General features: G+C 71.4%; 20 protein-coding genes. 4 read left to right on the top strand and 16 right to left on the bottom strand.

The features are described 5' to 3' along the window. Window positions 1–242: 242 nt before the first annotated feature. The 10 genes from aroQ to G3I41_RS32675 form a co-directional block, all read right to left on the bottom strand. A complete protein-coding gene (gene aroQ, locus G3I41_RS32720; RefSeq protein WP_164404156.1) occupies window positions 243–683 on the bottom strand; it encodes a type II 3-dehydroquinate dehydratase in 441 nt (146 codons plus the stop codon). Next, a complete protein-coding gene (gene aroB, locus G3I41_RS32715; RefSeq protein ID WP_164404155.1) occupies window positions 680–1,774 on the bottom strand; it encodes a 3-dehydroquinate synthase in 1,095 nt (364 codons plus the stop codon). The genes aroQ and aroB overlap by 4 nt, the downstream gene beginning before the upstream one ends. Then, window positions 1,771–2,313, bottom strand: a complete 543-nt coding sequence (locus G3I41_RS32710; protein WP_164404154.1) for a shikimate kinase — start codon at window positions 2,311–2,313, stop codon at window positions 1,771–1,773. The genes aroB and G3I41_RS32710 overlap by 4 nt, the downstream gene beginning before the upstream one ends. Beyond that, entirely contained in the window at window positions 2,310–3,494 is a 1,185-nt protein-coding gene (gene aroC, locus G3I41_RS32705) for a chorismate synthase (RefSeq protein ID WP_164404153.1), read from the bottom strand. The genes G3I41_RS32710 and aroC overlap by 4 nt, the downstream gene beginning before the upstream one ends. A 146-nt stretch (window positions 3,495–3,640) precedes the next feature. Next, the gene (locus G3I41_RS32700; RefSeq protein WP_164404152.1) at window positions 3,641–4,477 is read right to left on the bottom strand and encodes a shikimate dehydrogenase; all 837 of its coding nucleotides are present in this window, start codon (window positions 4,475–4,477) and stop codon (window positions 3,641–3,643) included. Continuing rightward, window positions 4,464–6,248 (bottom strand): endolytic transglycosylase MltG, encoded by a 1,785-nt coding sequence (mltG, locus tag G3I41_RS32695; RefSeq protein ID WP_164404151.1) that lies wholly within the window; start codon window positions 6,246–6,248, stop codon window positions 4,464–4,466. The genes G3I41_RS32700 and mltG overlap by 14 nt, the downstream gene beginning before the upstream one ends. Window positions 6,249–6,343: 95 nt before the next feature. Then, complete coding sequence (gene ruvX / locus G3I41_RS32690) at window positions 6,344–6,817, bottom strand: Holliday junction resolvase RuvX (protein ID WP_203601987.1); 474 nt, start codon at window positions 6,815–6,817, stop codon at window positions 6,344–6,346. 8 nt (window positions 6,818–6,825) lie between these two features. Continuing rightward, the gene (gene alaS, locus G3I41_RS32685; RefSeq protein ID WP_164404149.1) at window positions 6,826–9,495 is read right to left on the bottom strand and encodes an alanine--tRNA ligase; all 2,670 of its coding nucleotides are present in this window, start codon (window positions 9,493–9,495) and stop codon (window positions 6,826–6,828) included. Then, window positions 9,495–9,848: a DUF6167 family protein gene (locus G3I41_RS32680; RefSeq protein WP_164404148.1), complete on the bottom strand. Its 354-nt coding sequence runs from the start codon at window positions 9,846–9,848 to the stop codon at window positions 9,495–9,497. The genes alaS and G3I41_RS32680 overlap by 1 nt, the downstream gene beginning before the upstream one ends. 7 nt (window positions 9,849–9,855) lie before the next feature. Next, a complete protein-coding gene (locus G3I41_RS32675; RefSeq protein WP_164404147.1) occupies window positions 9,856–10,296 on the bottom strand; it encodes a DUF948 domain-containing protein in 441 nt (146 codons plus the stop codon). A 216-nt stretch (window positions 10,297–10,512) separates the two neighbouring features. Here G3I41_RS32675 and G3I41_RS32670 point away from each other — a divergent pair, with 216 nt between their 5' ends. After that, a complete protein-coding gene (locus tag G3I41_RS32670; protein WP_203601983.1) occupies window positions 10,513–12,717 on the top strand; it encodes an AAA family ATPase in 2,205 nt (734 codons plus the stop codon). Here G3I41_RS32670 and rpsD read toward each other — a convergent pair. Continuing rightward, window positions 12,705–13,319, bottom strand: coding sequence for a 30S ribosomal protein S4 (gene rpsD, locus G3I41_RS32665; RefSeq protein ID WP_018524225.1), 615 nt, complete (start codon window positions 13,317–13,319; stop codon window positions 12,705–12,707). The two genes, G3I41_RS32670 and rpsD, sit on opposite strands and share 13 nt — an antisense overlap. A 188-nt stretch (window positions 13,320–13,507) precedes the next feature. Between rpsD and G3I41_RS32660 the strand changes: the two genes are divergently transcribed. Further along, window positions 13,508–14,209, top strand: coding sequence for a DUF2470 domain-containing protein (locus G3I41_RS32660; protein ID WP_203601982.1), 702 nt, complete (start codon window positions 13,508–13,510; stop codon window positions 14,207–14,209). Window positions 14,210–14,227: 18 nt separating this feature from the next. Here G3I41_RS32660 and G3I41_RS32655 read toward each other — a convergent pair whose 3' ends face one another. The 4 genes from G3I41_RS32655 to G3I41_RS32640 all read right to left on the bottom strand — a co-directional run bounded on the left by G3I41_RS32655 (window position 14,228) and on the right by G3I41_RS32640 (window position 18,568). Then, entirely contained in the window at window positions 14,228–15,604 is a 1,377-nt protein-coding gene (locus G3I41_RS32655) for a replication-associated recombination protein A (RefSeq protein WP_164404146.1), read from the bottom strand. Between the two features lie 77 nt (window positions 15,605–15,681). Further along, entirely contained in the window at window positions 15,682–16,317 is a 636-nt protein-coding gene (locus G3I41_RS32650) for a vitamin K epoxide reductase family protein (protein ID WP_164404145.1), read from the bottom strand. Window positions 16,318–16,596: 279 nt separating this feature from the next. Beyond that, a complete protein-coding gene (gene hisS, locus G3I41_RS32645; RefSeq protein WP_164404144.1) occupies window positions 16,597–17,859 on the bottom strand; it encodes a histidine--tRNA ligase in 1,263 nt (420 codons plus the stop codon). A 13-nt stretch (window positions 17,860–17,872) separates the two neighbouring features. After that, window positions 17,873–18,568 carry an MBL fold metallo-hydrolase gene (locus G3I41_RS32640; RefSeq protein ID WP_164404143.1) on the bottom strand — a complete coding sequence of 232 codons (696 nt, stop codon included), beginning with the start codon at window positions 18,566–18,568 and terminating at the stop codon, window positions 17,873–17,875. 149 nt (window positions 18,569–18,717) lie between these two features. Here G3I41_RS32640 and G3I41_RS32635 point away from each other — a divergent pair, with 149 nt between their 5' ends. Next, window positions 18,718–19,512 carry a peptidylprolyl isomerase gene (locus tag G3I41_RS32635; RefSeq protein ID WP_164404142.1) on the top strand — a complete coding sequence of 265 codons (795 nt, stop codon included), beginning with the start codon at window positions 18,718–18,720 and terminating at the stop codon, window positions 19,510–19,512. 172 nt (window positions 19,513–19,684) lie between these two features. Continuing rightward, window positions 19,685–20,914 (top strand): DUF349 domain-containing protein, encoded by a 1,230-nt coding sequence (locus G3I41_RS32630; protein ID WP_164404141.1) that lies wholly within the window; start codon window positions 19,685–19,687, stop codon window positions 20,912–20,914. Window positions 20,915–20,989: 75 nt separating this feature from the next. Here the strand turns inward: G3I41_RS32630 and G3I41_RS32625 are convergent. Further along, on the bottom strand, window positions 20,990–23,381 hold a 2,392-nt coding region (locus tag G3I41_RS32625), incomplete at its 5' end, for a bifunctional (p)ppGpp synthetase/guanosine-3',5'-bis(diphosphate) 3'-pyrophosphohydrolase (protein WP_164404140.1).

Genomic DNA, 23,381 nt, shown 5'->3' with positions numbered 1-23,381 from the left:
GCCCGGCGGGCGGGCCGGCCGGGGGCTGGTGCGGCGGCCCGGGGTGCTGGGCCTGGTGCGGCCAGCCGGCGGGGCCGTTTCCGGGACCCTGGGGCGGAGGCAGCGGGGCCCCCACTGCGTGCTGCATCCGGTGCAACTCCGTCTCGTACAGGCAACTGGCGCTGGTGCAACGGCAACCGTACCTTCCCCGGCCGCCGTCGGGACAACGGCCGGGGAGGGTCCGGAGTGCCCGGCGCCCCTGCTCAGTCCGCGAGTTCGTCCGCCAGGGCGCGCAGGGCGAGCCGGTAGGAGCCGATGCCGAATCCGGCCACGGTCCCGGTGGCGACCGGGGCGATCACCGAGGTGTGGCGGAATTCCTCCCGTGCGTACGGGTTCGAGATGTGCACCTCGATCAGCGGGGCGGTGCGCTGGGCGGCCGCGTCCCGCATCCCGTACGAGTAGTGGGTGAACGCACCCGGGTTGATGACGACCGGAATCGATCCGTCGGCGGCCTCGTGGAGCCAGCGGATCAGCTCGCCCTCGTCGTTGGTCTCGCGCACGTCGGCGTCGAGACCGAGCTCCTTGCCGAGGGTGCGGCAGGCCTCGACCAGTCCGGCGTACGACGTGGAGCCGTAGACGTCGGGCTCGCGGGAGCCGAGCCGGCCGAGGTTGGGGCCGTTGAGCACGAGGACCCGGCGGGTCATGCCGAGACCTCCCCGTAGGCGGCGAGCAGGACGGCCGGGTCGGGGCCCTCCAGGACGGCGGGCTTGCCGAGGCCGTCCAGGACGATGAAGCGCAGCAGGTCGCCGCGCGACTTCTTGTCGACCTTCATGTTCTCCAGCAGCTTCGGCCACTGGTCGCCGCGGTAGGTGAGCGGCAGCCCGACGGACTCCAGGATCGCGCGGTGCCGGTCGGCGGTGGCGTCGTCCAGGCGGCCGGCCAGGCGGCCCAGTTCGGCGGCGAAGACCATGCCGACGGAGACGGCGGCGCCGTGGCGCCACTTGTAGCGCTCGTTCTTCTCGATCGCGTGGCCCAGCGTGTGGCCGTAGTTCAGGATCTCGCGGAGTCCGGACTCCTTGAGGTCGCTGGAGACGACGTCGGCCTTGACCCGGATGGAGCGCTCGATGAGCTCCGCGGTGTGCGGTCCGGTGGGCGTACGGGCGGCCTGCGGGTCCTGTTCGATCAGGTCGAGGATCACCGGGTCGGCGATGAAGCCGGCCTTGATGATCTCGGCCATGCCGGAGACGTAGTCGTGGACGGGCAGCGAGTCCAGGGCGGCCAGGTCGCACAGGACCCCGGCCGGCGGGTGGAAGGCGCCGACGAGGTTCTTGCCCTCGGCGGTGTTGATGCCGGTCTTTCCGCCGACGGCCGCGTCGACCATGCCGAGCACGGTCGTCGGTACGGCGATCCAGCGCACTCCGCGCAGCCAGGACGCCGCGACGAAGCCCGCCACGTCGGTGGTGGCGCCGCCGCCGACGCCGATGATCACGTCGGTGCGGGTGAAGCCGGTCTGGCCGAGCGCCTTCCAGCAGTAGGCGGCGACCTCGACGGTCTTGGCCTCCTCGGCGTTGGGCAGCTGGATCGCAATCGCCTCGTAGCCCTGGCCGGCGAGGTCCTGGCGGACCGCCTCGCCGGTCTCGGCGAGCGCCTCGGGGTGGAGGACCGCGACGCGCTTGGCCCGCTCGCCGATGAGCCCGGGCAGCTCGCCGAGGAGCTGCCGGCCGATCAGTACCTCGTACGGGTCGGTGCCGGCGCTGCCGGCGATGCGGACGCGGGTGGGTGCCTGCTCGGTCATGGTGTGTTCTCCCGGCCGGACGGGGCCCCGTCCGGCAGCTCCAGTGCGTCGAGGACCGCCTGGGCGACCTCTTCGGGTGTGCGCTCGTCGGTGGCGACGACCGTGCGGGCGACCTCGGTGTAGAGGTGCCGGCGGGCCTCCATCAGCTCGCGCCACTGCCGGCGCGGGTTGACCGCGAGCAGCGGGCGGGCGGTGTTGAGCCCGACCCGCTTGACCGCCTCGTCCACGTCCATCGAGAGGTAGACGACCGGGTGGCCGGCGAGCAGCGCGCGGGTGGACTCGTCCAGGACGGCCCCGCCGCCCAGCGACAGGACACCGGTGTGCTCGGCGACGGCGGCGCGGACCGCGTCCCGCTCCAGCGCGCGGAAGTGGTCCTCGCCCTCGTCGTAGAAGATCTCCGCGATGGGCTTGCCCGCCGTCGCGACGACGTCCGCGTCGGTGTCCCGGTAGCCGGTGCCCAGCCGGGCGGCGAGCAGTTCGCCGACCGTGGACTTGCCGACGCCCATGGGTCCGACGAGGACGACCAGGGGTCCGGTCATCGGATCTGGAGGTGGTCGAGGTACGAGGTCACGTTACGGCGGGTCTCCGTGACGCTGTCGCCGCCGAACTTCTCCGCCACGGCGTCGGCCAGGACCAGGGCGACCATCGCCTCGGCGACGATGCCGGCGGCCGGGACCGCGCAGACGTCGGAGCGCTGGTGGTGGGCCTTGGCGGGCTCACCGGTCACCACGTCGACGGTGGCGAGGGCGCGCGGCACGGTGGCGATCGGCTTCATCGCGGCGCGCACGCGCAGCAGCTCTCCGGTGGTGAGTCCGCCCTCGGTACCGCCGGCCCGGCCGGAGGCGCGCCTGATGCCGTCCTCGGTCACCAGGATCTCGTCGTGCGCCTTGGACCCGGGCACCCGGGCGAGGTCGAAGCCGTCGCCGACCTCGACGCCCTTGATGGCCTGGATGCCCATGAGCGCGCCGGCGAGGCGGGCGTCGAGCCGGCGGTCCCAGTGCACGTGTGAGCCGAGGCCGACGGGCACGCCGTACGCCAGCACCTCGACCACACCGCCGAGGGTGTCGCCGTCCTTGTGGGCCTGGTCGATCTCGGCGACCATCGCCTTGCTCGCGTCGGCGTCGAGGCAGCGCACCGGGTCGGCGTCGAGCCGCTCCACGTCGGAGGGGGCGGGGTAGACCCCGTACGGCGCCTTGGCGGCGGCCAGCTCCACGACATGGCTGACGATCTCGATGCCCGCGGTCTCCTTGAGGTAGGACCGGGCGACGGCACCGAGGGCGACGCGGGCGGCGGTCTCCCGGGCGCTGGCGCGCTCCAGGACCGGCCGGGCCTCGTCGAAGCCGTACTTCTGCATCCCGGCGAGGTCGGCGTGGCCGGGGCGGGGCCGGGTCAGGGGGGCGTTGCGGGCCTGCTCGGCCAGCACCTGGGGGTCGACCGGGTCGGCCGACATGACCTGCTCCCACTTGGGCCACTCGGTGTTGCCGACCATCACGGCGACCGGGGAGCCCATGGTGAGGCCGTGCCGGACCCCGCCGAGGAAGGTGACCTCGTCCCGCTCGAACTTCATCCGCGCACCGCGGCCGTAACCGAGCCGCCGCCGGGCGAGCGCGTCCGCCACCATCTCCGTGGTGACCGGGATGCCGGCGGGAAGGCCCTCCAGCGTCGCCACCAGTGCGGGGCCGTGCGACTCCCCCGCGGTCAGCCAGCGCAACCTGCTCAACGGTGCTCCTCATGCTCGCGCCTGAAAATCCAGCGGCGCGACCGGGTGCGCGGCCCTGGCCCGCCGCCCCCGATCCTCCCACGGCCGACGCCCTCGGCCCGCCGCCGGTCCAGCAGACGGACGGCGCGGGCGGCGCCGGGCGGATGTCAGCGGGCGGCCAGCGCCTCTTCCCCGGCCTTGCGCATGGCGGCGAGCGGGGCGGGCGAGCGGCCCGTCATCCGCTCGACCTGGAGGACCGCTTGGTGCACGAGGAGGTCGAGACCTCCGACGACTGCGCCGCCGCGGTCCGCCCAGGCGGAGGCGAGCCGGGTCGGCCACGGCTCGTACAGCACGTCGAAGAGCGTGCCGGGCCGCTCCGGTACGGCCCCGGCCAGCGCGTCGGCCGCTCCGGCGGGGGTGGTGGCGATGACGAGGGGTTCGCTCAGCGCCCGGCCGGCCTCGGCCCAGTCGGCGATGCGGACGTCGACGCCCAGCCGTTCGCCCCAGCCGCGCATCTCGTCGGCGCGGGACGCGCTGCGGACGTAGGCGGTGACGGGACCGGCGCAGATGCCGGCGAGGGCCGCCAGCGCGGAGGACGCGGTGGCGCCGGCGCCGAGGATCGCGGCGGACTCGACCTTCTCGACGCCGCGTTCGCGCAGGGCGGCGACCATGCCGGGGATATCCGTGTTGTCGCCCGTGCGGCGGCCGTCCTCGCCGAAGACCACGGTGTTCACGGCCTCGACGGAGGCGGCGGTGTCGCTGATCCCGTCGAGCAGCGGGATGACCGCCCGCTTCAGGGGCATGGTCAGCGAAAGCCCGGCCCAGCTCTCGTCCAGCCCGTCGATGAATCCGGGCAGCGCCTGCTCGTCGATCTCGAACCGGCCGTACGACCAGGCGTCGAGGCCGAGTTCGGCGTACGCGGCCCGGTGCAGGACCGGGGAGAGCGAGTGCGCGATGGGCGAGCCGAGGACGGCGGCGCGGTGCGGGGTGTCAGTTCTTGGCATCGAATTTCGCCTTGAGCTTGAGGAAGTCTTCATAGGTCTTGGCGAATTCGGTCTTGTGCATACCGTCCGTGGCCACGAAATAGAGCCAGCCGTCCTTCGTCGGCTTCAGGATGGCGGCAAGCGCCTCGTCACCGGGATTACCGATCGGGCCGGGGGTGAGTCCGGGGTACTTGTACGTGTTGTACGGGTCCGGGTTCTTGCGGATCTCTTCGAGCGTGATGTTGATTTCGCTCTGCTTCTTCAAGTAGTTGTACGACGAGTCGAACTGAAGCAGTTGGTTGGTCTGCGTGTTGTCCGGCTTGAGGCGGTTGTAGATGACCTCCGCCATCTTCCGGAAGTCGTCGTGCGTCTTGCCCTCGGCCTGCACGAGACTGGCCGCGGTGATGACCTGCCAGGGGCCGTCGAGGTCGTATTTCTTGGCCGTTCCCGCCAGGTCGATCTTCTTGTACTCCTCATTGGCGCGGTCGACCATCTTCTCCAGGACGGTCTCCGGCTTCATTCCCTTGGTGACGGGATAGGCCGCCGGATAGAGGAAGCCCTCCAGCGGGTCCTTGATCTTCGCGTGGCCCTTGGCCCAGTCGGGCAGCCCGAGGCTGCCGCTCTTCTCCGAGGCAACGTCCTCGGTGGTGCCCTTCTTCAGACCGAGCCGGTTGTCGATCAGGGCATAGACCTTCGAGTTCCGCGTGCCCTCCGGAATCACCAGCAGATTCTGGCTCTTCGGGTCCACCATCATCTTCACGGCCTCGGCAGCCGACATCTCCGAGTGCAGGAGGTAGACCCCCGCCTGGATCCCCTTCCCCTTCGGGTTCTCGTTCTGCGCCGAGACGAAGGCGTCGACGCTCTTCACGACGCCGGCCTTCTTCAGAATGTTGCCGATGTCGTACCCGAAGGCGCCCTTGGGGATCTCCACCTCGACCGAGCCGGAGCCGCTGCCCGAGTAGTCGGGGGCGGGGCCGAAGCGGTCCTGGTAGAAGGAGTAGCCGAAGTAGCCCGCGCCGCCGACGCCGGCGACCAGGACCAGGGAGACGCCCAGGCACGCGCAGCCGCTGCGGCCCTTCTTCTTGCCCTTGCCCCGGCGCTCGCCGCCCCCGTCGCGGGTGTCGCGGTCGTCGTCATCGTCGTCGTAGTCGTCGTCCCGGGGCTTCTTGCGGTCGTCCTTCTCGTCCACGCCCGTGAAGAACGGGTGGGTCTCCTCCGGCGGCTCCTCCGGATCCCAGTCCGGGGCCGCCCCGGGCGACTCGGCCGGGGCGGCCTCGCGGCGGCCCGGGGGCTGCGGGGGCGGGTAGGCGTCAGGGGTGCCGTAGTAGTCGTTCGACTCGTCGTAGCCGTACGTGGCGACGGGCTGGCCCTCGTACGGCGGCACCGCCTGCGGGCCCGGGTCCCAGCCGGTGTCGTATCCGGGCTGCGGCTGCTGGGGCTGCTGCCCGTACGGGTCCTGCGGGTGCTGGTTCCCGTACGCCTGCTGCTGGTACTGCTGCTGGGCGTACGGGTCCTGCTGCTGGTGCTGCTGTGCGGCGTACGGGTCCTGCTGCCGCCCGTACGGGTCCTGCTGGGCGTACGGGTCGTGCGACTGCTGCTGCTGATACGGGTCGTACTGGCCCTGCGGGTACTGCTGCTGGGCTCCGTACTGGTGCGTGCCGTCGTACTGGTTCTGGCCGTCGTACTGGGCCTGGCCGTGGGCAGGCTGCTGCCCGCCCCACCCCTGGTCCCCGTACAAGGGGTCCTCGGGATGCCACGGTTCGGAGCCGGGGCCCCGGCCATACTCAGTCATCGATCCCCTTGAGCCGCGAGACGATGTTCCGTCTCTTTGCTGTGCGGTGTTTGTTCGAACACCGCCGCATCGCGCGGAACGTTACCGTATTGCGATCAGACCACTACTTCGACGGCCTCGCCCGGCGGATTGCCCGAAGCGCGCTCCGACTCCAGAGCGTTCTGCAGGATCACCACAGCGGCAGCCTGATCGATGACGGATCGGCCCTTTTTGGACTTCACGCCCGAGGCGCGCAGCCCCTGGCTGGCCGTCACTGTGGTCATCCTCTCGTCCAGCAAGCGCACCGGAATGGGTGCGACCGCTCGGGCGAGCACATCGGCGAAAGCGCGGACCTTGGCGGCGGCGGGACCCTCGCCGCCGCCCAGGGAGCGCGGCAGCCCGACCACGACCTCGATCGGCTCGTACTCCGCGACGATCTGTCCCAGCCGCCGGTGGGCGGCCGGGACATCGCGCCCCGGCACGGTCTCCACCGGCGTCGCGAGGATCCCGTCGGGGTCGCACGAGGCGACCCCGATCCGGGCGTCCCCGACGTCGATCGCCAGCCGGCGACCGCGGCGCATCAGCGTCATGTCCGGCGTCACGCCGTCTCGGTGACGAGGCGTTCGACGGCTGCGACGGCGTCGCCGATCGCCTCCGGGTTCTGACCGCCGCCCTGAGCGACGTCCGGCTTGCCGCCGCCCCCGCCGCCGAGGGTCTTGGCGGCGGTACGGACGAGGTCGCCGGCCTTGAGGCCGCGCTCGCGGGCCGCCTCGTTGGTCGCGATGACGGTCAGCGGGCGCCCGTTGGCCGTCGTGAACAGCGCGACGACGGCCGGGCGGCCGCCCTGGATGCGGCCGCGCACGTCGAGGACGAGCTTGCGCAGGTCGTCGGCGGAGGTGCCGTCCGGCAGCTGACCGGTCACCAGGGCGACGCCCCGCACGTCGATCGCGGAGTCCACGAGACCGGCGGCGGCCGCGAGGACCTTCTCCGCACGGAACTTCTCGATCTCCTTCTCGGCGTCCTTCAGCTTGCCGAGCATGCCCGCGATCTTCTCCGGCAGCTCCTCGGAGCGGCCCTTGACCAGCTCCTGGAGCTGGGCGACGACCGTGTGCTCCTTGGCCAGGAAGTTGTACGCGTCGACGCCGACCAGGGCCTCGATGCGGCGCACGCCGGACCCGATGGACGACTCGCCGAGCAGCTTGACCAGGCCGAGCTGCGCGGTGTTGTGGACGTGCGTACCGCCGCAGAGCTCCTTGGAGAAGTCCCCGATGGTGACGACCCGGACCCGCTCGCCGTACTTCTCGCCGAACTCGGCGATGGCGCCCTGCTTCTTCGCCTCGTCGATCGACATGACCTCGGCCTGCACGTCGAGCTCGCGGGCCAGGACCTCGTTGATCTTCTGCTCGACGTCGGTGAGGACCGTGCCGGGAACGGCGGCCGGCGAACCGAAGTCGAAGCGGAAGCGGCCCGGGGAGTTCTCCGAACCGGCCTGGGCGGCCGTCGGGCCGAGCGCGTCGCGCAGCGCCTGGTGCGTGAGGTGCGTGGCGCTGTGGGCGCGGGCGATCGCCCGGCGGCGAGTGGAGTCGATGACCGCGTACGCGGACGCGCCGACCGTCACCTCGCCGACCTGGACGGAGCCCTTGTGCACGGAGACGCCCGGGACCGGCTGCTGGACGTCGCGGACCACGATGACGGCACCGCTGTCGAGCCGGATGCGGCCCTGGTCGGCGAGCTGGCCGCCGCCCTCGGCGTAGAACGGGGTGCGGTCGAGGACGACCTCGACCTCGTCGCCCTCGGTGGCGGCGGGCGAGGGGACACCGTCCACGAGGAGGCCGACGATCGTCGACTCGCCCTCGGTCGTGGTGTAGCCGGTGAACTCGGTGACGCCGGAGTTGTCGGCGACCTCGCGGTAGGCGGACAGGTCGGCGTGGCCGGTCTTCTTGGCCTTGGCGTCGGCCTTGGCCTTGGCCCGCTGCTCCTGCATGAGGCGGCGGAAGCCGTCCTCGTCCACGGAGAGCCCCTGCTCGGCGGCCATCTCCAGGGTCAGGTCGATCGGGAAGCCCCAGGTGTCGTGGAGCAGGAACGCCTTGTCGCCGGCGAGGACCGTGCCGCCGGCGGCCTTGGTCTCGGTGACCGCGGTCTCCAGGATGTTGGTGCCGCCCTTGAGGGCCTTGAGGAAGGCGGCCTCCTCCGCGAGCGCGACGGTCTCGATGCGCTTGCGGTCGGTGATCAGCTCCGGGTACTGCTGCCCCATCGTGTTGACGACGACGTCGACCAGCTCGCGGACGACGGAGCCGGTGGCGCCCATCAGGCGCATGTTGCGGATGGCGCGGCGCATGATGCGGCGCAGCACGTAGCCGCGGCCCTCGTTGCCGGGGGTGACGCCGTCGCCGATGAGCATGACGGAGGTGCGGATGTGGTCGGCGACCACGCGCAGCGAGACGTCGGTGGACTCGGCGGCGCCGTAACGCACACCGGTCAGCTCGGTCGCGCGGTCCATGACGACGCGCAGGGTGTCCGTCTCGTACATGTTCTGCACGCCCTGCAGGATCATCGCGAGGCGTTCGAGTCCGAGACCGGTGTCGATGTTCTTGGAGGGCAGGTCGCCGAGGATCGGGAAGTCGTCCTTGCCCTCGCCCGCGCCGCGCTCGTACTGCATGAAGACCAGGTTCCAGATCTCCACGTACCGCTCGTCGTTGACGGCCGGCCCGCCCTCGACGCCGAACTCGGGGCCGCGGTCGTAGTTGATCTCGGAGCACGGGCCGCAGGGGCCGGGTACGCCCATGGACCAGAAGTTGTCCTTCTTGCCCAGGCGCTGGATGCGCTCGGCCGGGACGCCGATCTTGTCCCGCCAGATGGCCTCGGCCTCGTCGTCGTCCAGGTAGACGGTGATCCAGAGGCGCTCGGGGTCGAGCCCGAAGCCGCCGTCCGCCACGGAGCTGGTCAGCAGCTCCCAGGCGTACGCGATGGCGCCTTCCTTGAAGTAGTCGCCGAACGAGAAGTTGCCGCACATCTGGAAGAAGGTGCCGTGCCGGGTGGTCTTGCCGACCTCCTCGATGTCCGGCGTACGCACGCACTTCTGCACGCTGGTGACGCGCGGCGCGGGCGGCTTGACCTCACCGAGGAAGTAGGGCTTGAACGGCACCATGCCGGCGGGCACCAGCAGCAGAGTCGGGTCGTCCGCGATGAGCGACGCCGAAGGGACAACGGTGTGACCGCGCTCCTCGTAGAAGCTCAGCCAGCGGCGACGAATTTCTGCCGACTCCATCAGTGGTCCTCATTCCGGTTGTACGAGTGGTAGGGGAGCTTGCGGTACGTGGCGGGGGCCGCGCCCGGGTCCGCGTCGGCCGCCTCGACGGCCGGTCGGCGGGCCGGGGGCAGTTCGCGGGGATCGGCCGCTTCGAGGCCCAGCGCCTCGCCGAGTTCGGCCTCGCGCCTGACCATGCCCTCGCGGACGTCCAGCGCGAAGTCCTTGAGCTTGTGACCGGCCACGACCGCCTTGTCGGCGGCCTGCGCCGCGAGGCTTTCGGGGGTCAGCTGCTTGATCTTCCGGTTGACCTTGGTGGTGGCCCAGACCCCGGCGGCTGCGCCGGCGGTGAACCAGAACGTACGGCGGAACATCGCTGCGTCAGTCCTTAGATCCGCGGGAATTTCGGCCGCCGCGCTTCCTGCCGCGCGCGGAGGGGACGGTCCGGCCGACGATCACCGAGCGCCGGGTCCGCGCCTCCGGTCCGGGGGCGGAGCGGCGGCCGATGGCCTGCCTGACCCCATAGCCGAACGCGGCGACCTTGACCAGCGGCCCGCCGAAGGTGGAGGCGACCGTGGTGGAGAGCGCGGAGGCGTTGGAGGTGACCTCCTGCACGTCCGTCGCGATCGCGTCGACCTTGTCGAGCTGGGTCTGCGCGGAGCGTACGGTCGCGGAGGCGTCCGCGAGCAGGGGGACGGCCTGTTCGGTCACGTCCGCCACGAGTTTGGTGGTCGCCTTGAGCGTCTGGGCGAGCCTCACCAGCACGACGGCGAGGAACGAAACCAGGATCGCCCAGAAGACGGCCACCAGGATCCCGGCCACCTCACCACCGGACACAGTGCACCGCGCTCTCTGGCTTGTCGTCAGTCTCTGTCTTGTTCTCCTGCTCTGCGGCGAGGGCCGTCGTGGCGGCCGGTCACCTTCCCCCGAGCCTATCGCGCCGGGGCTCGCGCCCCGTACCGCGTGACCGGGCGAGCGGCGGGGATCCGCGTGACGAGATTGTACGGAGCGCTTTCAAGCCAGTACTCTGCGTGTCTCATGCGACGCCCTCAGCGCCCTTCTCCGCCCGCCGGCGACTCCGGTACCCCGGCCGCCGCCGACGACACCGCCGCGCACCCGCATCCGGGCAATCTGCCTGCCGAACTGAACGACTTCGTGGGCCGGGAGGCCGAGCTGGCCGCTCTCGCCCGGTCCCTCGAGGAGTCCCGGCTCGTCACCGTGACCGGGGTGGGCGGGGTCGGCAAGACCCGCCTGGCCACCAGAGCCGCGGCCCTGTTGGAGAAACGGTACTGCGACGGGGTGTGGCTGGTGGAGCTGTCCGCCGTCCACGACGCCGGGCTGCTGGAACACGCCGTGGCCGAGGCCCTGGGACTCACCGACCACACCACCCGGACGCCCCGGGCCGCGGTCGTCGAGCACTGCGCCGACCGCAGCCTCCTCCTGGTGGTCGACGGCTTCGAACACCTGGTGGACGACTGCGCCGCGCTGGTACGCGAGCTGCTGCGCCGCGCCCCGCGGCTGCGGGTTCTCGCGGCGGGCCGGCTGCCGCTGGAGCTGGCGGGTGAGGCCGTCCACCCGCTCGCGACCATGACCGACGAGGACGCGCTCCGGCTGTTCGCCGAGCGCGCCACCAGGGTCCGCCCCGACTTCCTGCTGACCGACCAGGACCGCGACCACGCCCGGGAGCTGTGCCGCCGGCTCGACGGCATCCCGCTGGCCCTGGAGCTGGCGGCGGGACGGCTGCGGGCCCTGTCGACCGAGCAGGTGCTGCAACGGCTGGACGACCGCTTCCGGCTGCTGACCGGGGGCGGCCGGGGCGCGCTGGAACGGCACCAGACGCTGCGGACGGCCATCGGCTGGAGCCATGAGCTGTGCGCCCCACCGCAGCGGCTGCTGTGGGCCCGGCTCTCGGTCTTCGCCGGGCAGTTCGACCTGGAGGCCGTCGAGTACATCTGCAGCGGGCCCGACCTGCCCGCCGACTCGGTGCTCGACGTGCTGTCCGGGCTGCTGGCCCAGTCCGTGGTGCTGCGCGAGGACTCCCCCGCCGGCACCCGCTACCGGATGCTCGACACCGTGCGCGAGTACGGCGCCGAGTGGCTGGCCGCCACCGGGGACACCGACCGGCTGCGCCGACGGCACCGGGACTGGTTCCTGGGGCTCGCGACCTGGTGCGAGCTGGACTGGTTCAGCCCCCGGCAGCCGGAGGTCGCGGCCCGGGCCGAGAGCGAGCTGCCGAATCTGCGCCGGGCCATGGAGTGCTCCCTGGAGAGCCCGCAGGAGGCGCACCTGGCGCAGCACCTGGCGGGCACGCTGTGGTTCCTGTGGGTGGGCTGCGGGCGCCTCTCGGAGGGCCGGCACTGGCTGGAGCACGTACTGGAGGAGGAGACCCCGTACGACTCCTCGCGGCTGAAGGCCCTGTGGGTGCTGGGGTACGTCGCGGTCCTCCAGGGGGACCCCGTCGGGGCGATCTCCGCGCTCACCGAGTGCCGGGAGGAGGCCGAGGCGGCGGATGACGCCACCGCCGCCGCGTACGCCGTCCACCGCACCGGCTGCCTGGCCCTGGTCACCGACGACATGGAGCGCGCCCGGGGCCTGCTGGACGACGCGCTCCGCCGGTACCGGGAGCTGGGCGAGCTGAACAGCAACGTCCTGATGGCCCAGGTCGAACTGGCCATGGCCACCGGCTTCCTGGGGGACGCGGATCAGGCCGTCGCGATCTGCGAGGAGGTCCGGGACATCTGCGAGGACCACGGCGAGCGGTGGGCCCTGAGCTACGCGCTGTACGTCCTCGCCTACGCCACCCTGGAACGCGGCGACCCGGGACGGGCCCGGCGGCTGCTCCTGGAATCACTGGCGATCAGCCACGGCTTCCACGACCTGCTCGGCACGGTCCTGGTCCTCGAACTGCTGGCCCTGGTCACGGTCACCGAGGGGGACGCCGCCGAGGCGGCGCTGCTCCAGGGGGCCGCCGCCCGGATCTGGCCCTCGGTGGGGCTGCCGCTGTTCGGTTCGGCGTACTACGGGGCGCCGAGGGCCCGCTGCGAGGAGCTGGCGCTGCGGGAACTGGGCGGGACGCGGTACGCGGCGGCGCTCGGGGCGGGCGGGGAGCTGACACCGGACGCGGCGGTGGCCCGGGCGCTCCTGACGCGGGAGGACGCGAAAGCCCGCCGCCTCCCCGGAGAACGGGAAGGGGCGGGCCTGAGCGCCGGTGAAGAGCGGCTACGCCTGGATCAGCGGGCGTAGTACTCGACGACGAGCTGCTCGTCGCAGATCACGGGGATTTCCTTGCGGTTCGGGTCCCGGTCAAGGCGGAAGGCCAGGGCCTTCAGGTTCACCTGGAGGTAGCGCGGGGTCTCGCCATCGGTGTCGTAACCACCCTCGCGGGCCACCTGGAAGGGGACCTTGGAGCGGCTGCGCTCGCGGACCTGGACGACGTCGTCCGGGCGGACGCGGAACGACGGCTTGTCGACCTTGCCACCGTTGACCTCGATGTGGCCGTGGACGACCATCTGACGGGCCTGGTAGATGGTCCGGGCGATGCCCGAACGCAGGACCAGCGCGTCGAGACGGCGCTCGAGCTCGACGACCAGCGCCTCGCCCGTCTTGCCCTCGGCCTTCTTGGCGCGGTCGTAGGCACGCGCCATCTGGCGCTCGCTGATGTCGTACTGCGCGCGCAGACGCTGCTTCTCCAGCAGACGGACCTTGTAGTCCGAGTTCTGCTTGCGGCCGCGGCCGTGCTCGCCCGGCGGGTAGGGGCGGGCCTCGAAGTACTTGACCGCCTTCGGCGTCAGCGCGATGCCGAGCGCGCGGCTCTTCTTGACCTTGGGACGCGACTGATTAGGCACGTTCTCCAGACCTCCGTTGTAGGTTAGGTTAGGCTCACCTTACTCAAGGAGATCGCATGTCTCGCCCTGGGAACACCACACACGTCACGGACAGCACAGACAGCATCGACGCGCCTGAAGGCGTCGAGATGACGGAGGACCGATCAGATCGTGGTCAGCCGCGTCCCAGCGGGCTTGAAATCACACGGATGCCGTCAGCAGCCGAGCGCACACGAACTCTCGTACAGAGTACCTGCTCCGCGGTGCTGCTCGTGCCCGGGCTCGAAGCGGCGGGCTCGGACCAGCTCATGCCACTGTCCCGCGGTGTCGGCCCGGACGGCGATCTCTTCCTCGAACTCCCCGCGGACTCCCCGGCCGTACGGGCCGCGACACACGCCCAGGACGACGAGCTGCCGGCCGTGCTGGAGATCACCGATGTCGCTCCGGTCTCGGTGCCCCACCGTATCCGGGGCCGGGCCCGCGTCAGCGGCCGGCTGACCGCCGTCCCCGGGATGGCGGGCCCCGGCCGGACGATGCTGCGCCTGGAGACGGACGAGGCGCACATCGACGACCTGTGGGGGGTGGAGGGCGTGGAGGCCGACGCCTTCCGCGACGCCTCCCCCGACCCGCTCGCCGCGCACGAGGCGGACCTGCTCCAGCATCTGTACGCGGCACACGGCGAGGAGCTGGCGGGGCTGTGCGAACTGCTCGGCGAGCGGGCCGTGTGCACCTGCGCCGAGCACCGGCCGGACGTGGTGCCCCTGGCCCTGGACCGGCTCGGACTGCGGGTGCGCTTCCGCGAGCGGGGCGGCAACTGCTTCGACGCGCGCTTCGAGTTCCCCCGGCCGGTGCGGGACGTGGTGGAGCTGAGCCACGCCATGCACACGCTCTTCGCGGCCGCCGCGCGATGAGCGGCGCACGCCCGGGACTCAGGCCGTGTTCGTCCCGTCCTCGCCGTCCGTCCGGCCCAGCCGCTCCCTGACCCGGTCCACCACGTCCGCGTACCGCGCCTCGGCGCCGTAGCGGGTGGGGCGGTAGTACCGCTTGTCGCTCACCGCGTCCGGCGCGTACTGCTGGGCGGCGATGCCGCCGGGCACGTCGTGCGGGTAGACGTAGCCCTGGGCGTGGCCGAGCTTGGCCGCGCCCTTGTAGTGGCCGTCGCGGAGATGGGCGGGGACCGGGCCGGCCAGCCCCTTGCGGATGTCCTCGCGGGCGGCGGAGATCGCCAGCGTCGCCGCGTTGGACTTGGGGGCGAGGGCCAGGGCGATGGTGGCGTGGCTGAGAGTGAGCGCCGCCTCGGGGAAGCCGATCAAGGCGACGGCCTGGGCGGCGGCGACCGCGGTGGGCAGCGCCGTCGGGTCGGCGAGGCCGATGTCCTCGCTGGCCGAGATCATCAGCCGCCGGGCGATGAACCTCGGGTCCTCCCCCGCCTCGATCATGCGGGCCAGGTAGTGCAGGGCCGCGTCCACGTCGGAGCCCCGGATGGACTTGATCAGGGCGCTGGCCACGTCGTAGTGCTGGTCGCCGTCCCGGTCGTACTTCACGGCCGCCCGGTCGACGGTCTCCTCCAGGGTGAGGAGCGTGATCTCCTCCTCCTGCTTGGACAGCGCGGCCCCGGCGGCGGCCTCCAGGGCGGTCAGCGCTCGGCGGGCGTCGCCCCCGGCGATGCGCAGCAGGTGCCCCTCGGCATCCTCCGGGAGGGACACCGCTCCGCCGAGGCCGCGTTCGTCGGTGAGGGCGCGGCGCAGCAGACCGCGCAGGTCGTCGTCGGTCAGGGGCTCCAGCGTGAGCAGCAGCGAGCGCGAGAGGAGCGGCGAGATGACGGAGAAGTACGGGTTCTCCGTGGTCGCGGCGATCAGGGTGACCCAGCGGTTCTCGACGGCGGGGAGCAGGGAGTCCTGCTGGGCCTTGGAGAAGCGGTGGATCTCGTCCAGGAAGAGGACGGTCTCCTTGCCGTAGCCCCCGGTGGCGCGGCGGGCGCCTTCGATCACGGAGCGGACTTCCTTGACGCCCGCGGTGATCGCGGAGAGCTCGACGAATCGTTTGTTCGTCGCCTTGCTGACCACGTACGCGAGGGTGGTCTTGCCGATGCCGGGCGGGCCCCAGAGGATGACCGAGGAGGGGCCGGCCGGGCCGCCGCCGCTTTCGCCGACCAGACGGCGCAGGGGCGAGCCGGGCTTGAGCAGATGCTGCTGGCCGACGACCTCGTCCAGCGTACGCGGACGCATCCGGACGGCCAGCGGGCTGCTGGACGGATCCTTCTCCTGGCGGTCTTCGGCAGCGGCGGTGAAAAGGTCGGGCTCCACGTCTCGAAGCCTATGTCACCGCACTGACAACGCGGCCGGGCCGGTGGTCCGGCCCGGCGGTGCCGGGGCGGGTGGGGTCAGCTGGTCCAGAAGTCCCACCAGCGGGTCAGGATCAGCATGCCGATGATGCCGATCCACAGCACCGGCGGCACCCAGTGGAACTCGGTGAGGCCGTTGCGCAGCCAGGAGGGCGCGGGGATGATCCCGTGCCGGATGTTGTGCGTGGTGACGTAGCAGAACATGAGGATGGTGGCGACCCAGGCCAGGCAGCACCACAGGCACAGCGAGTTGATGTTGTACAGCGACTGGTACTGGAGCCAGGTGCAGAAGCCGACGCCGAACAGGGTGCCCGCGTTCATGCCGAGCCAGTACCAGGGGCGGAAGCGTGCTCCGGCGAGCAGGGCCAGGCCGATACCGATGATCACCGGGTAGGTGACCATGCCGAGCCACGGGTTCGGGAAGCCGAAGGCGGACGCCTGCTCGCTCTTCATGATGTTGCCGCAGGCGACCACGGGGTTGAGGCTGCAGCCGGGGACGAAGGAGGGGTCCTCCATCATCTTGAGCTTGTCGAGCGTGATGACCCAAGCGGCGAGCGTTCCGGCGGCGCCCGTGATCATCAGCAGGATGGCCAGCGCGCGGCTGCCGCCGAACGTCCGCTTCCCGCCCCTCTCGTCCTGGTCGGAGGAGGGATGGTCAACCGCTGCAGTCGTCATATCGCCGTTTCCGTCACTGAGTAGCCTGCTGGGGCAGGGTCATTGTGCCGCACGACTCGGCCGCTCTTCCGTTCGATGCACATAAAGACGTACGCGACGCAGCGGGCCCGCTCGGGGGCGGATCCCGGGCCCCGCAGCCGCGACGAAGGCCTTCGCGTCCCGCCCGGCCCTCTCACGGGCGTCACATCCCGCACGGACGGAATCACCGTGCGGGATGAATCCACGCCCGCCGCGTTGACGGAAGGGGGGCGGGCGCTCCGCCCGCCCCCCTTCCCCCGCTCACGCCAGGCGTGCGCGGACCGTCTCGACCACGTCGGAGACGGGGACCGGCGTCTGCTCGCCGGACTCCATGTCCTTGAGCTGGACGTGGCCCTCGGCCAGGTCGCGCTCGCCGGCCACGATCGTGAACCGGGCGCCCGAGCGGTTGGCGCTCTTCATGGCGCCCTTCAGCCCCCGGCCGCCGAACGCGAAGTCCGCGGCCACGCCCTCCCGGCGCAGCCGGGTGACGACGCCGAACAGGACCCGGCGCGCCTCCTCGCCGAGCGGGACCGCGAAGACGCTGGTGGTGGAGGGCAGGTCCAGCTCGACGCCCTCGGCCTCCAGGGCGAGGACCGTGCGGTCGACGCCGAGCGCCCAGCCGACCGACGGCAGCGCCGGGCCGCCGATCATCTCGGAGAGCCCGTCGTAGCGGCCGCCGCCGCCCACCGCGGACTGCGAGCCGAGACCGTCGTGCACGAACTCGAAGGTGGTGCGCGTGTAGTAGTCGAGGCCGCGGACCAGCCTCTCGTCGTCCTCGTAGATCACGCCCGCCTCGTTGAGCAGGTCGCGGACCTGCTCGTGGTACGCCTTGCACGCGTCGCACAGGAAGTCGCGCAGCACCGGGGCGCCGGTCAGCTGCTTCTGGACCTCGGGGCGCTTGTCGTCGAGGACGCGCAGCGGGTTGATCTCGATGCGCCGGCGGGTCTCCTCGTCCAGGTCCAGCTCGCGCAGGAAGCCCTGGAGCGCGTCGCGGTAGACGGGACGGCACTCCTTGTCGCCCAGCGAGTTCAGCAGGATCCGGAACTCGCGCAGGCCCAGCGCGCGGTACGCCTGGTCGGCGAGGATGATCAGCTCGGCGTCCAGCGCCGGGTCCTCGGCGCCGATGGCCTCGGCCCCGACCTGCGAGAAGTGGCGGTAGCGGCCCTTCTGCGGACGCTCGTAGCGGTAGTACGAGCCGGAGTACCAGAGCTTGACCGGCAGGTTGCCCAGCTTGTGGAGGTTGGCCTCCAGGGCCGCCCGGAGCACCGAAGCGGTGCCCTCGGGGCGCAGGGCGAGCTGGGAGCCGCCCTTGGTGGTGAGGGTGTACATCTCCTTGGTGACGATGTCGGTGGACTCGCCGACGCCCCGGGAGAAGAGGGCCACGTCCTCGAAGCCGGGGGTCTCGATGTAGCCGTAGCCGGAGTTCTTCAGCGGGGCGGCGATCGCCTCGCGCACCGCCAGGTACTTCGCGGAGTCCGGCGGGGTCAGGTCGTACGTGCCCTTGGGGGCCTTGAAGGTGCTCACGATTCCGCTTTCGTCACATTCCTCGTCGGGGCGCGTCCGCACCGGTCATCCCGGTCAGAAACGGGTTGGTGGCGCGCTCGCGGCCGATGGTCGTCTGGGGGCCGTGGCCGGACAGCACCACGGTCGAGTCGTCGAGCGGCAGGCACACACGGGCCAGCGACTCGAGGAGCTCGGCGTGGTCGCCGCCGGGCAGGTCGGTGCGTCCGACGGAGCCGGCGAAGAGCAGGTCGCCCGAGAAGAGGACCGGGGGGACCTCCGGGGTCTCGGGCATCCTGAACGTCACCGACCCCTTGGTATGGCCGGGCGCGTGCGAGACGCCGAACTCCATGCCCGCGAGGCTGAGGCGGGCCCCGTCGGTCAGCTCCTGGACGTCGTCCGGCTCGCCCACGGTCAGCTCGCCCATGAGCGGCATCCCGATGGAGCGGCCGAGCGCCTTCTCCGGGTCGCTCATCATGTAGCGGTCCCGGGGGTGGATCCAGGCCGGGACGTCGTGCGCGCCGCACACCGGGACGACCGAGGCGACATGGTCGATGTGGCCGTGCGTGAGGACGACGGCGACGGGCTTGAGCCGATGCTTCTTCAGCGTTTCCTCGACTCCGGCGGCGGCCTGGTGGCCCGGGTCGATGATCACGCACTCCTCACCCGCGGAGGGGGCGACCAGGTAACAGTTGGTCCCCCAGGCCCCGGCGGGGAACCCGGCAATCAGCACGATCGTCCTTAATCGGTAGTCCTGCGCGGAAGAGCGACCGCGAGGTCACAGCAGTTCAGAGCCTACCGGCGCTCCTCATTCCACAGCTAACCCATATACGGTACGGGGCGACCCAGGCCCGAACACACGACGTACAAGGAGAACACCCGGTGGTCACCAGCGATCAGCGGCGGCGGCAGCTCGCCCGGGAGAAGTACGAGCGGCAGCAGCGGCGCCGGGAGGAGGCCCGGCGCCGGACGAGGCGGCTGACGCTCGCCATCACCTCGGCCGTCGCCGTGGTGGCGGTCATCGGCGGCGCGACGTACCTCGCCACCAGCGGGGACGACGACAAGGGCAAGACGGACGCGGCGGCGAGCCAGAGCCCGTCGGCCGAGGCGTCGCCCTCCCCCACGGAGGAGGCGAAGCCCGAGCCGGCGATGAAGATCGACAAGAAGGCCGAGTACGCGATGTCGCTCAGGACGAGCCAGGGCGACATCGCGTTCACCATGGACGCGTCGAAGACCCCGCACACGACGAACTCCTTCAAGTCGCTGGCCGACAAGAAGTTCTTCGACGGCACCAAGTGCCACCGGCTGACCACCGAGAACATCTTCGTGCTGCAGTGCGGCGACCCCAAGGGGGACGGCAGCGGCGGCCCGGGCTACACCATCCCCGACGAGAACCTGACCGCGCTCGGCAAGGCGGGCGCGGACGGCTCGGTGACGTACCCGGCGGGCACGGTGGCGATGGCCAACACGGGCCAGCCGCACAGCGGCGGGAGCCAGTTCTTCCTCGTCTACAAGGACAGCAAGCTGCCGCCCACGTACACGCCGTTCGGCACGATGGACGAGAAGTCGCTGAAGATCGTCGAGACCGTCGGCAAGGCCGGCGTCGAGGGCGGCGGCCCCGACGGTGCGCCGAAGAAGCCTGTGAACATCTCGAAGCTGACCGTCGACAAGGTGTGATCCCGGGGGCGGGCCCGCCGGGCGCCGAATAAATCCGGCCGGGCTGAGTGCGGACAGCCGGGCGGCCCGTCGCCTAGATTGGCGTCGTGCAGGGCGGGCGGTGCCCGCCCCAGGAAACTGTGGACGATGCCAGGGGGTGACCCCCTCACGGGCATCAGGTGGAGGAGGCGCTGTGAGCAGCGACCCGTGGGGCCGTGTCGATGAGACAGGCACCGTGTACGTGCGTACGGCCGACGGCGAGCAGGTCGTCGGATCGTGGCAGGCCGGTTCGCCGGCGGAGGCCCTGGCCTACTTCGAGCGCAAGTACGAGGGCATTGTGGTCGAGATCGGCCTCCTCGAACGGCGGGTGAAGACCACCGATCTGTCCGCGAAGGACGCGACGACCGCCATCGAGCACCTGCGTACCCAGGTCGACGAGCACCACGCCGTCGGCGACCTGGACGCGCTGCGCAAGCGGCTGGACGCGCTCGTCGCGACGGTCGATTCGCGGCGCGAGGAGCGCAAGGCCCAGAAGGCGAAGCAGGCCGACGAGGCGAAGCATGCCAAGGAGGCCCTGGTCGCCGAGGCCGAGGAGCTGGCGCAGAGCGAGCAGTGGCGCTCCGCGGGCGAGCGGCTGCGCGCCCTCGTGGACACGTGGAAGGGCCTGCCCAGGCTCGACCGCAAGTCCGACGACGAGCTGTGGCACCGCTTCTCGCACGCCCGCTCGGCGTTCTCCAAGCGCCGCAAGGCCCACTTCGCCTCGCTGGACGCCCAGCGCGAGGAGGCCCGCAAGGTCAAGGAGAAGCTGGTCGTCGAGGCCGAGGCGCTCTCCGGGTCGACGGACTGGGGGACGACGGCCGCCCGCTACCGCGACCTGATGACCCAGTGGAAGGCGGCGGGCCGCGCCCAGCGCGAGGCCGAGGACGAACTGTGGAACCGTTTCCGCGGTGCCCAGGACGTCTTCTTCGCCGCCCGTGGCGAGGTCTTCGCGGAGCGCGACGCGGAGCAGGGCGAGAACCTCAAGCTCAAGGAGGAGCTCGCCGACGAGGCCGAGAAGCTGGTGCCGGTGACGGACCTGAAGGCGGCCAGGGCCGCGTTCCGGGGCATCAACGAGCGCTGGGAGGCCATCGGCCACGTGCCGCGTGACGCCCGCCCGAAGGTCGAAGGGCGGATGCAGGCGGTGGAGCGGGCGCTCCAGGAGGCCGAGGAGGCCGAGTGGCGCCGGACGAACCCGGAGGCGCGGGCCCGCGCCGCGGGTCTGACCGGTCAGCTCCAGGCCGCCGTGGACAAGCTGCGGGGCCAGATCGACACCGCCCGCGCCTCGGGCAACAACGCCCGTGCGGACAAGCTGGCCCGTGAGCTGGAGGGCCGGCAGGCCCTGCTCGACCAGGCGCTCAAGGGCCTGGAGGAGTTCGGCGGCTGACCCGGCTCCGGCACTGCACTTCGTGAGAGGGGCCCTTCCGCGCTCGCGCGGAAGGGCCCCTCTTCGTGTGCGTGACTACGGCCGGCGGGCCGATGTCACGCGGTAGACGTCGTAGACGCCCTCCACGCCCCGTACGGCCTTCAGGACGTGGCCGAGGTGCTTCGGGTCGCCCATCTCGAAGGTGAAGCGCGAGGTGGCGACCCGGTCGCGGGAGGTCTGCACGGCCGCGGACAGGATGTTGACGTGCTGGTCCGAGAGGACCCGGGTGACGTCCGACAGGAGTCGGGAGCGGTCCAGGGCCTCGACCTGGATGGCGACCAGGAAGACCGAGGACTGGGTGGGCGCCCACTCGACGTCCAGGATCCGTTCCGGCTGCTGGGAGAGCGAGTCGACGTTCACGCAGTCGGCTCGGTGCACGGAGACGCCGCTGCCCCGGGTGACGAAGCCGATGATGGGGTCGCCGGGCACGGGCGTGCAACAGCGGGCGAGTTTGACCCACACGTCGTCGACGCCCTTGACGACGACCCCGGGGTCGGCGTTGGAGCGGCGCTTGGCGCGGCTGCGGGAGGGCGGGGTGCTCTCCTCCAGGTCCTCGTTGGCCGCGTCCTCGCCGCCGAGGGCCTGGACCAGCTTCTGCACGACGCCCGCCGCGGCGACGTGGCCCTCGCCGATCGCGGCGTACAGGGACGAGATGTCGGGGTAGCGCATCTCGTGCGCCAGCGTGACCAGCGAGTCGCCGGTCAGGATGCGCTGGATCGGCAGGTTCTGCTTGCGCATGGCCCGCGCGATGGCGTCCTTGCCCTGCTCGATCGCCTCGTCGCGGCGCTCCTTGGAGAACCAGGCACGGATCTTGTTGCGGGCCCGGGGCGACTTGACGAAGCCCAGCCAGTCGCGGGAGGGCCCGGCACCGGCCGCCTTCGAGGTGAAGACCTCCACGAGGTCGCCGTTGTCGAGCGTGGACTCCAGCGGCACGAGCCTGCCGTTGACCCGGGCTCCTATCGTGCGGTGGCCGACCTCCGTGTGGACGGCGTACGCGAAGTCGACCGGGGTGGCCCCGGCCGGCAGCGCTATGACGTCGCCCTTGGGCGTGAAGACGAAGACCTCGTTGCGCGAGAGGTCGAAGCGCAGCGACTCCAGGAACTCGCTGGGGTCCTCGGTCTCCTTCTGCCAGTCCAGGAGCTGGCGGAGCCACGCCATGTCGTTGACGGTGTCCTGGCCGCGCCCGGTGTTCTTGGGGACGTCGGTGCGCACCTTGGAGGCGCCCGCGACGGCCTCCTGCTTGTACTTCCAGTGGGCGGCGATGCCGTACTCGGCGCGGCGGTGCATGTCGAACGTACGGATCTGGAGCTCGACGGGCTTGCCGCTGGGGCCGATCACCGTGGTGTGCAGTGACTGGTACATGTTGAACTTGGGCATCGCGATGTAGTCCTTGAACCGGCCGGGGACCGGATTCCATCGCGCGTGCACGGTGCCGAGCGCCGCGTAGCAGTCGCGGACGGTATCCACGAGGACCCGGATGCCGACCAGGTCGTAGATCTCCGCGAAGTCGCGGCCCCGCACGATCATCTTCTGGTAGACGCTGTAGTAGTGCTTGGGCCGTCCGGTGACGGTGGCCTTGATGCGGGCGGCGCGCAGGTCCGCCTGGACCTCGTCGGTGACGATGGCGAGGTATTCGTCGCGCTTGGGCGCGCGCTCGGCCACCAGCCGCACGATCTCGTCGTACATCTTGGGGTAGAGGATCGCGAAGGCGAGGTCCTCCAGCTCCCACTTGATGGTGTTCATGCCCAGGCGGTGGGCGAGCGGGGCGTAGATCTCCAGCGTTTCGCGGGCCTTCTTCTCCTGCTTCTCCCGCTTGAGGTACCGCATGGTGCGCATGTTGTGCAGCCGGTCGGCGAGCTTGATGACCAGGACGCGCGGGTCCTTGGCCATGGCGACGACCATCTTGCGCACGGTCTCGGCCTGCGCGGCCTCGCCGAACTTCACCTTGTCCAGCTTGGTGACGCCGTCGACCAGCAGGGCGACCTGGTCGCCGAAGTCGCGGCGCAGGGTGTCCAGACCGTACTCGGTGTCCTCGACCGTGTCGTGCAGCAGCCCGGCCATCAGGGTGGCCGGGTCCATGCCCAGTTCGGCGAGGATCGTGGTGACGGCGAGCGGGTGCGTGATGTACGGGTCGCCGCTCTTGCGCTTCTGGCCGCGGTGCCAGCGCTCGGCGACCTGGTAGGCGCGCTCGATCTGGCGGAGCGTGGCGGTCTCGGTCTTGGCGTCGTTGCCGCGGACGATCCGCAGCAGCGGTTCGAGGACCGGGTTGTACGGGCTGGAGCGCTGGACGCCGAGGCGGGCGAGGCGGGCCCGGACGCGGTTGGAGGAGCCGCCGGAGCGGGAGGCGGGGCCGGTGGGCGAGGTGGACCCGGCGGCGGGTTTCGCGGGGGGCTTGGGCGCGGTCGGGGCGGGCGCGGCCGGCTGGGCG

It is taken from the genome of Streptomyces sp. SID9727 (assembly GCF_010550605.1).
Classification (GTDB): domain Bacteria; phylum Actinomycetota; class Actinomycetes; order Streptomycetales; family Streptomycetaceae; genus Streptomyces.
The sequence above is the reverse complement of the archived record's forward strand: the minus strand, read 5'-3'. Positions and strand labels throughout refer to the sequence as shown.

Coding starts and splice junctions, on each gene's coding strand:
- aroQ (WP_164404156.1), bottom strand. CDS start 683: ATGACCCGCCGGGTCCTCGTGCTCAACGGCCCCAACCTCGGCCGGCTC.
- aroB (WP_164404155.1), bottom strand. CDS start 1,774: ATGACCGAGCAGGCACCCACCCGCGTCCGCATCGCCGGCAGCGCCGGC.
- G3I41_RS32710 (WP_164404154.1), bottom strand. CDS start 2,313: ATGACCGGACCCCTGGTCGTCCTCGTCGGACCCATGGGCGTCGGCAAG.
- G3I41_RS32700 (WP_164404152.1), bottom strand. CDS start 4,477: ATGCCAAGAACTGACACCCCGCACCGCGCCGCCGTCCTCGGCTCGCCC.
- mltG (WP_164404151.1), bottom strand. CDS start 6,248: ATGACTGAGTATGGCCGGGGCCCCGGCTCCGAACCGTGGCATCCCGAG.
- ruvX (WP_203601987.1), bottom strand. CDS start 6,817: ATGACGCTGATGCGCCGCGGTCGCCGGCTGGCGATCGACGTCGGGGAC.
- alaS (WP_164404149.1), bottom strand. CDS start 9,495: ATGGAGTCGGCAGAAATTCGTCGCCGCTGGCTGAGCTTCTACGAGGAG.
- G3I41_RS32680 (WP_164404148.1), bottom strand. CDS start 9,848: ATGTTCCGCCGTACGTTCTGGTTCACCGCCGGCGCAGCCGCCGGGGTC.
- G3I41_RS32670 (WP_203601983.1), top strand. CDS start 10,513: ATGCGACGCCCTCAGCGCCCTTCTCCGCCCGCCGGCGACTCCGGTACC.
- G3I41_RS32660 (WP_203601982.1), top strand. CDS start 13,508: ATGCCGTCAGCAGCCGAGCGCACACGAACTCTCGTACAGAGTACCTGC.
- G3I41_RS32650 (WP_164404145.1), bottom strand. CDS start 16,317: ATGACGACTGCAGCGGTTGACCATCCCTCCTCCGACCAGGACGAGAGG.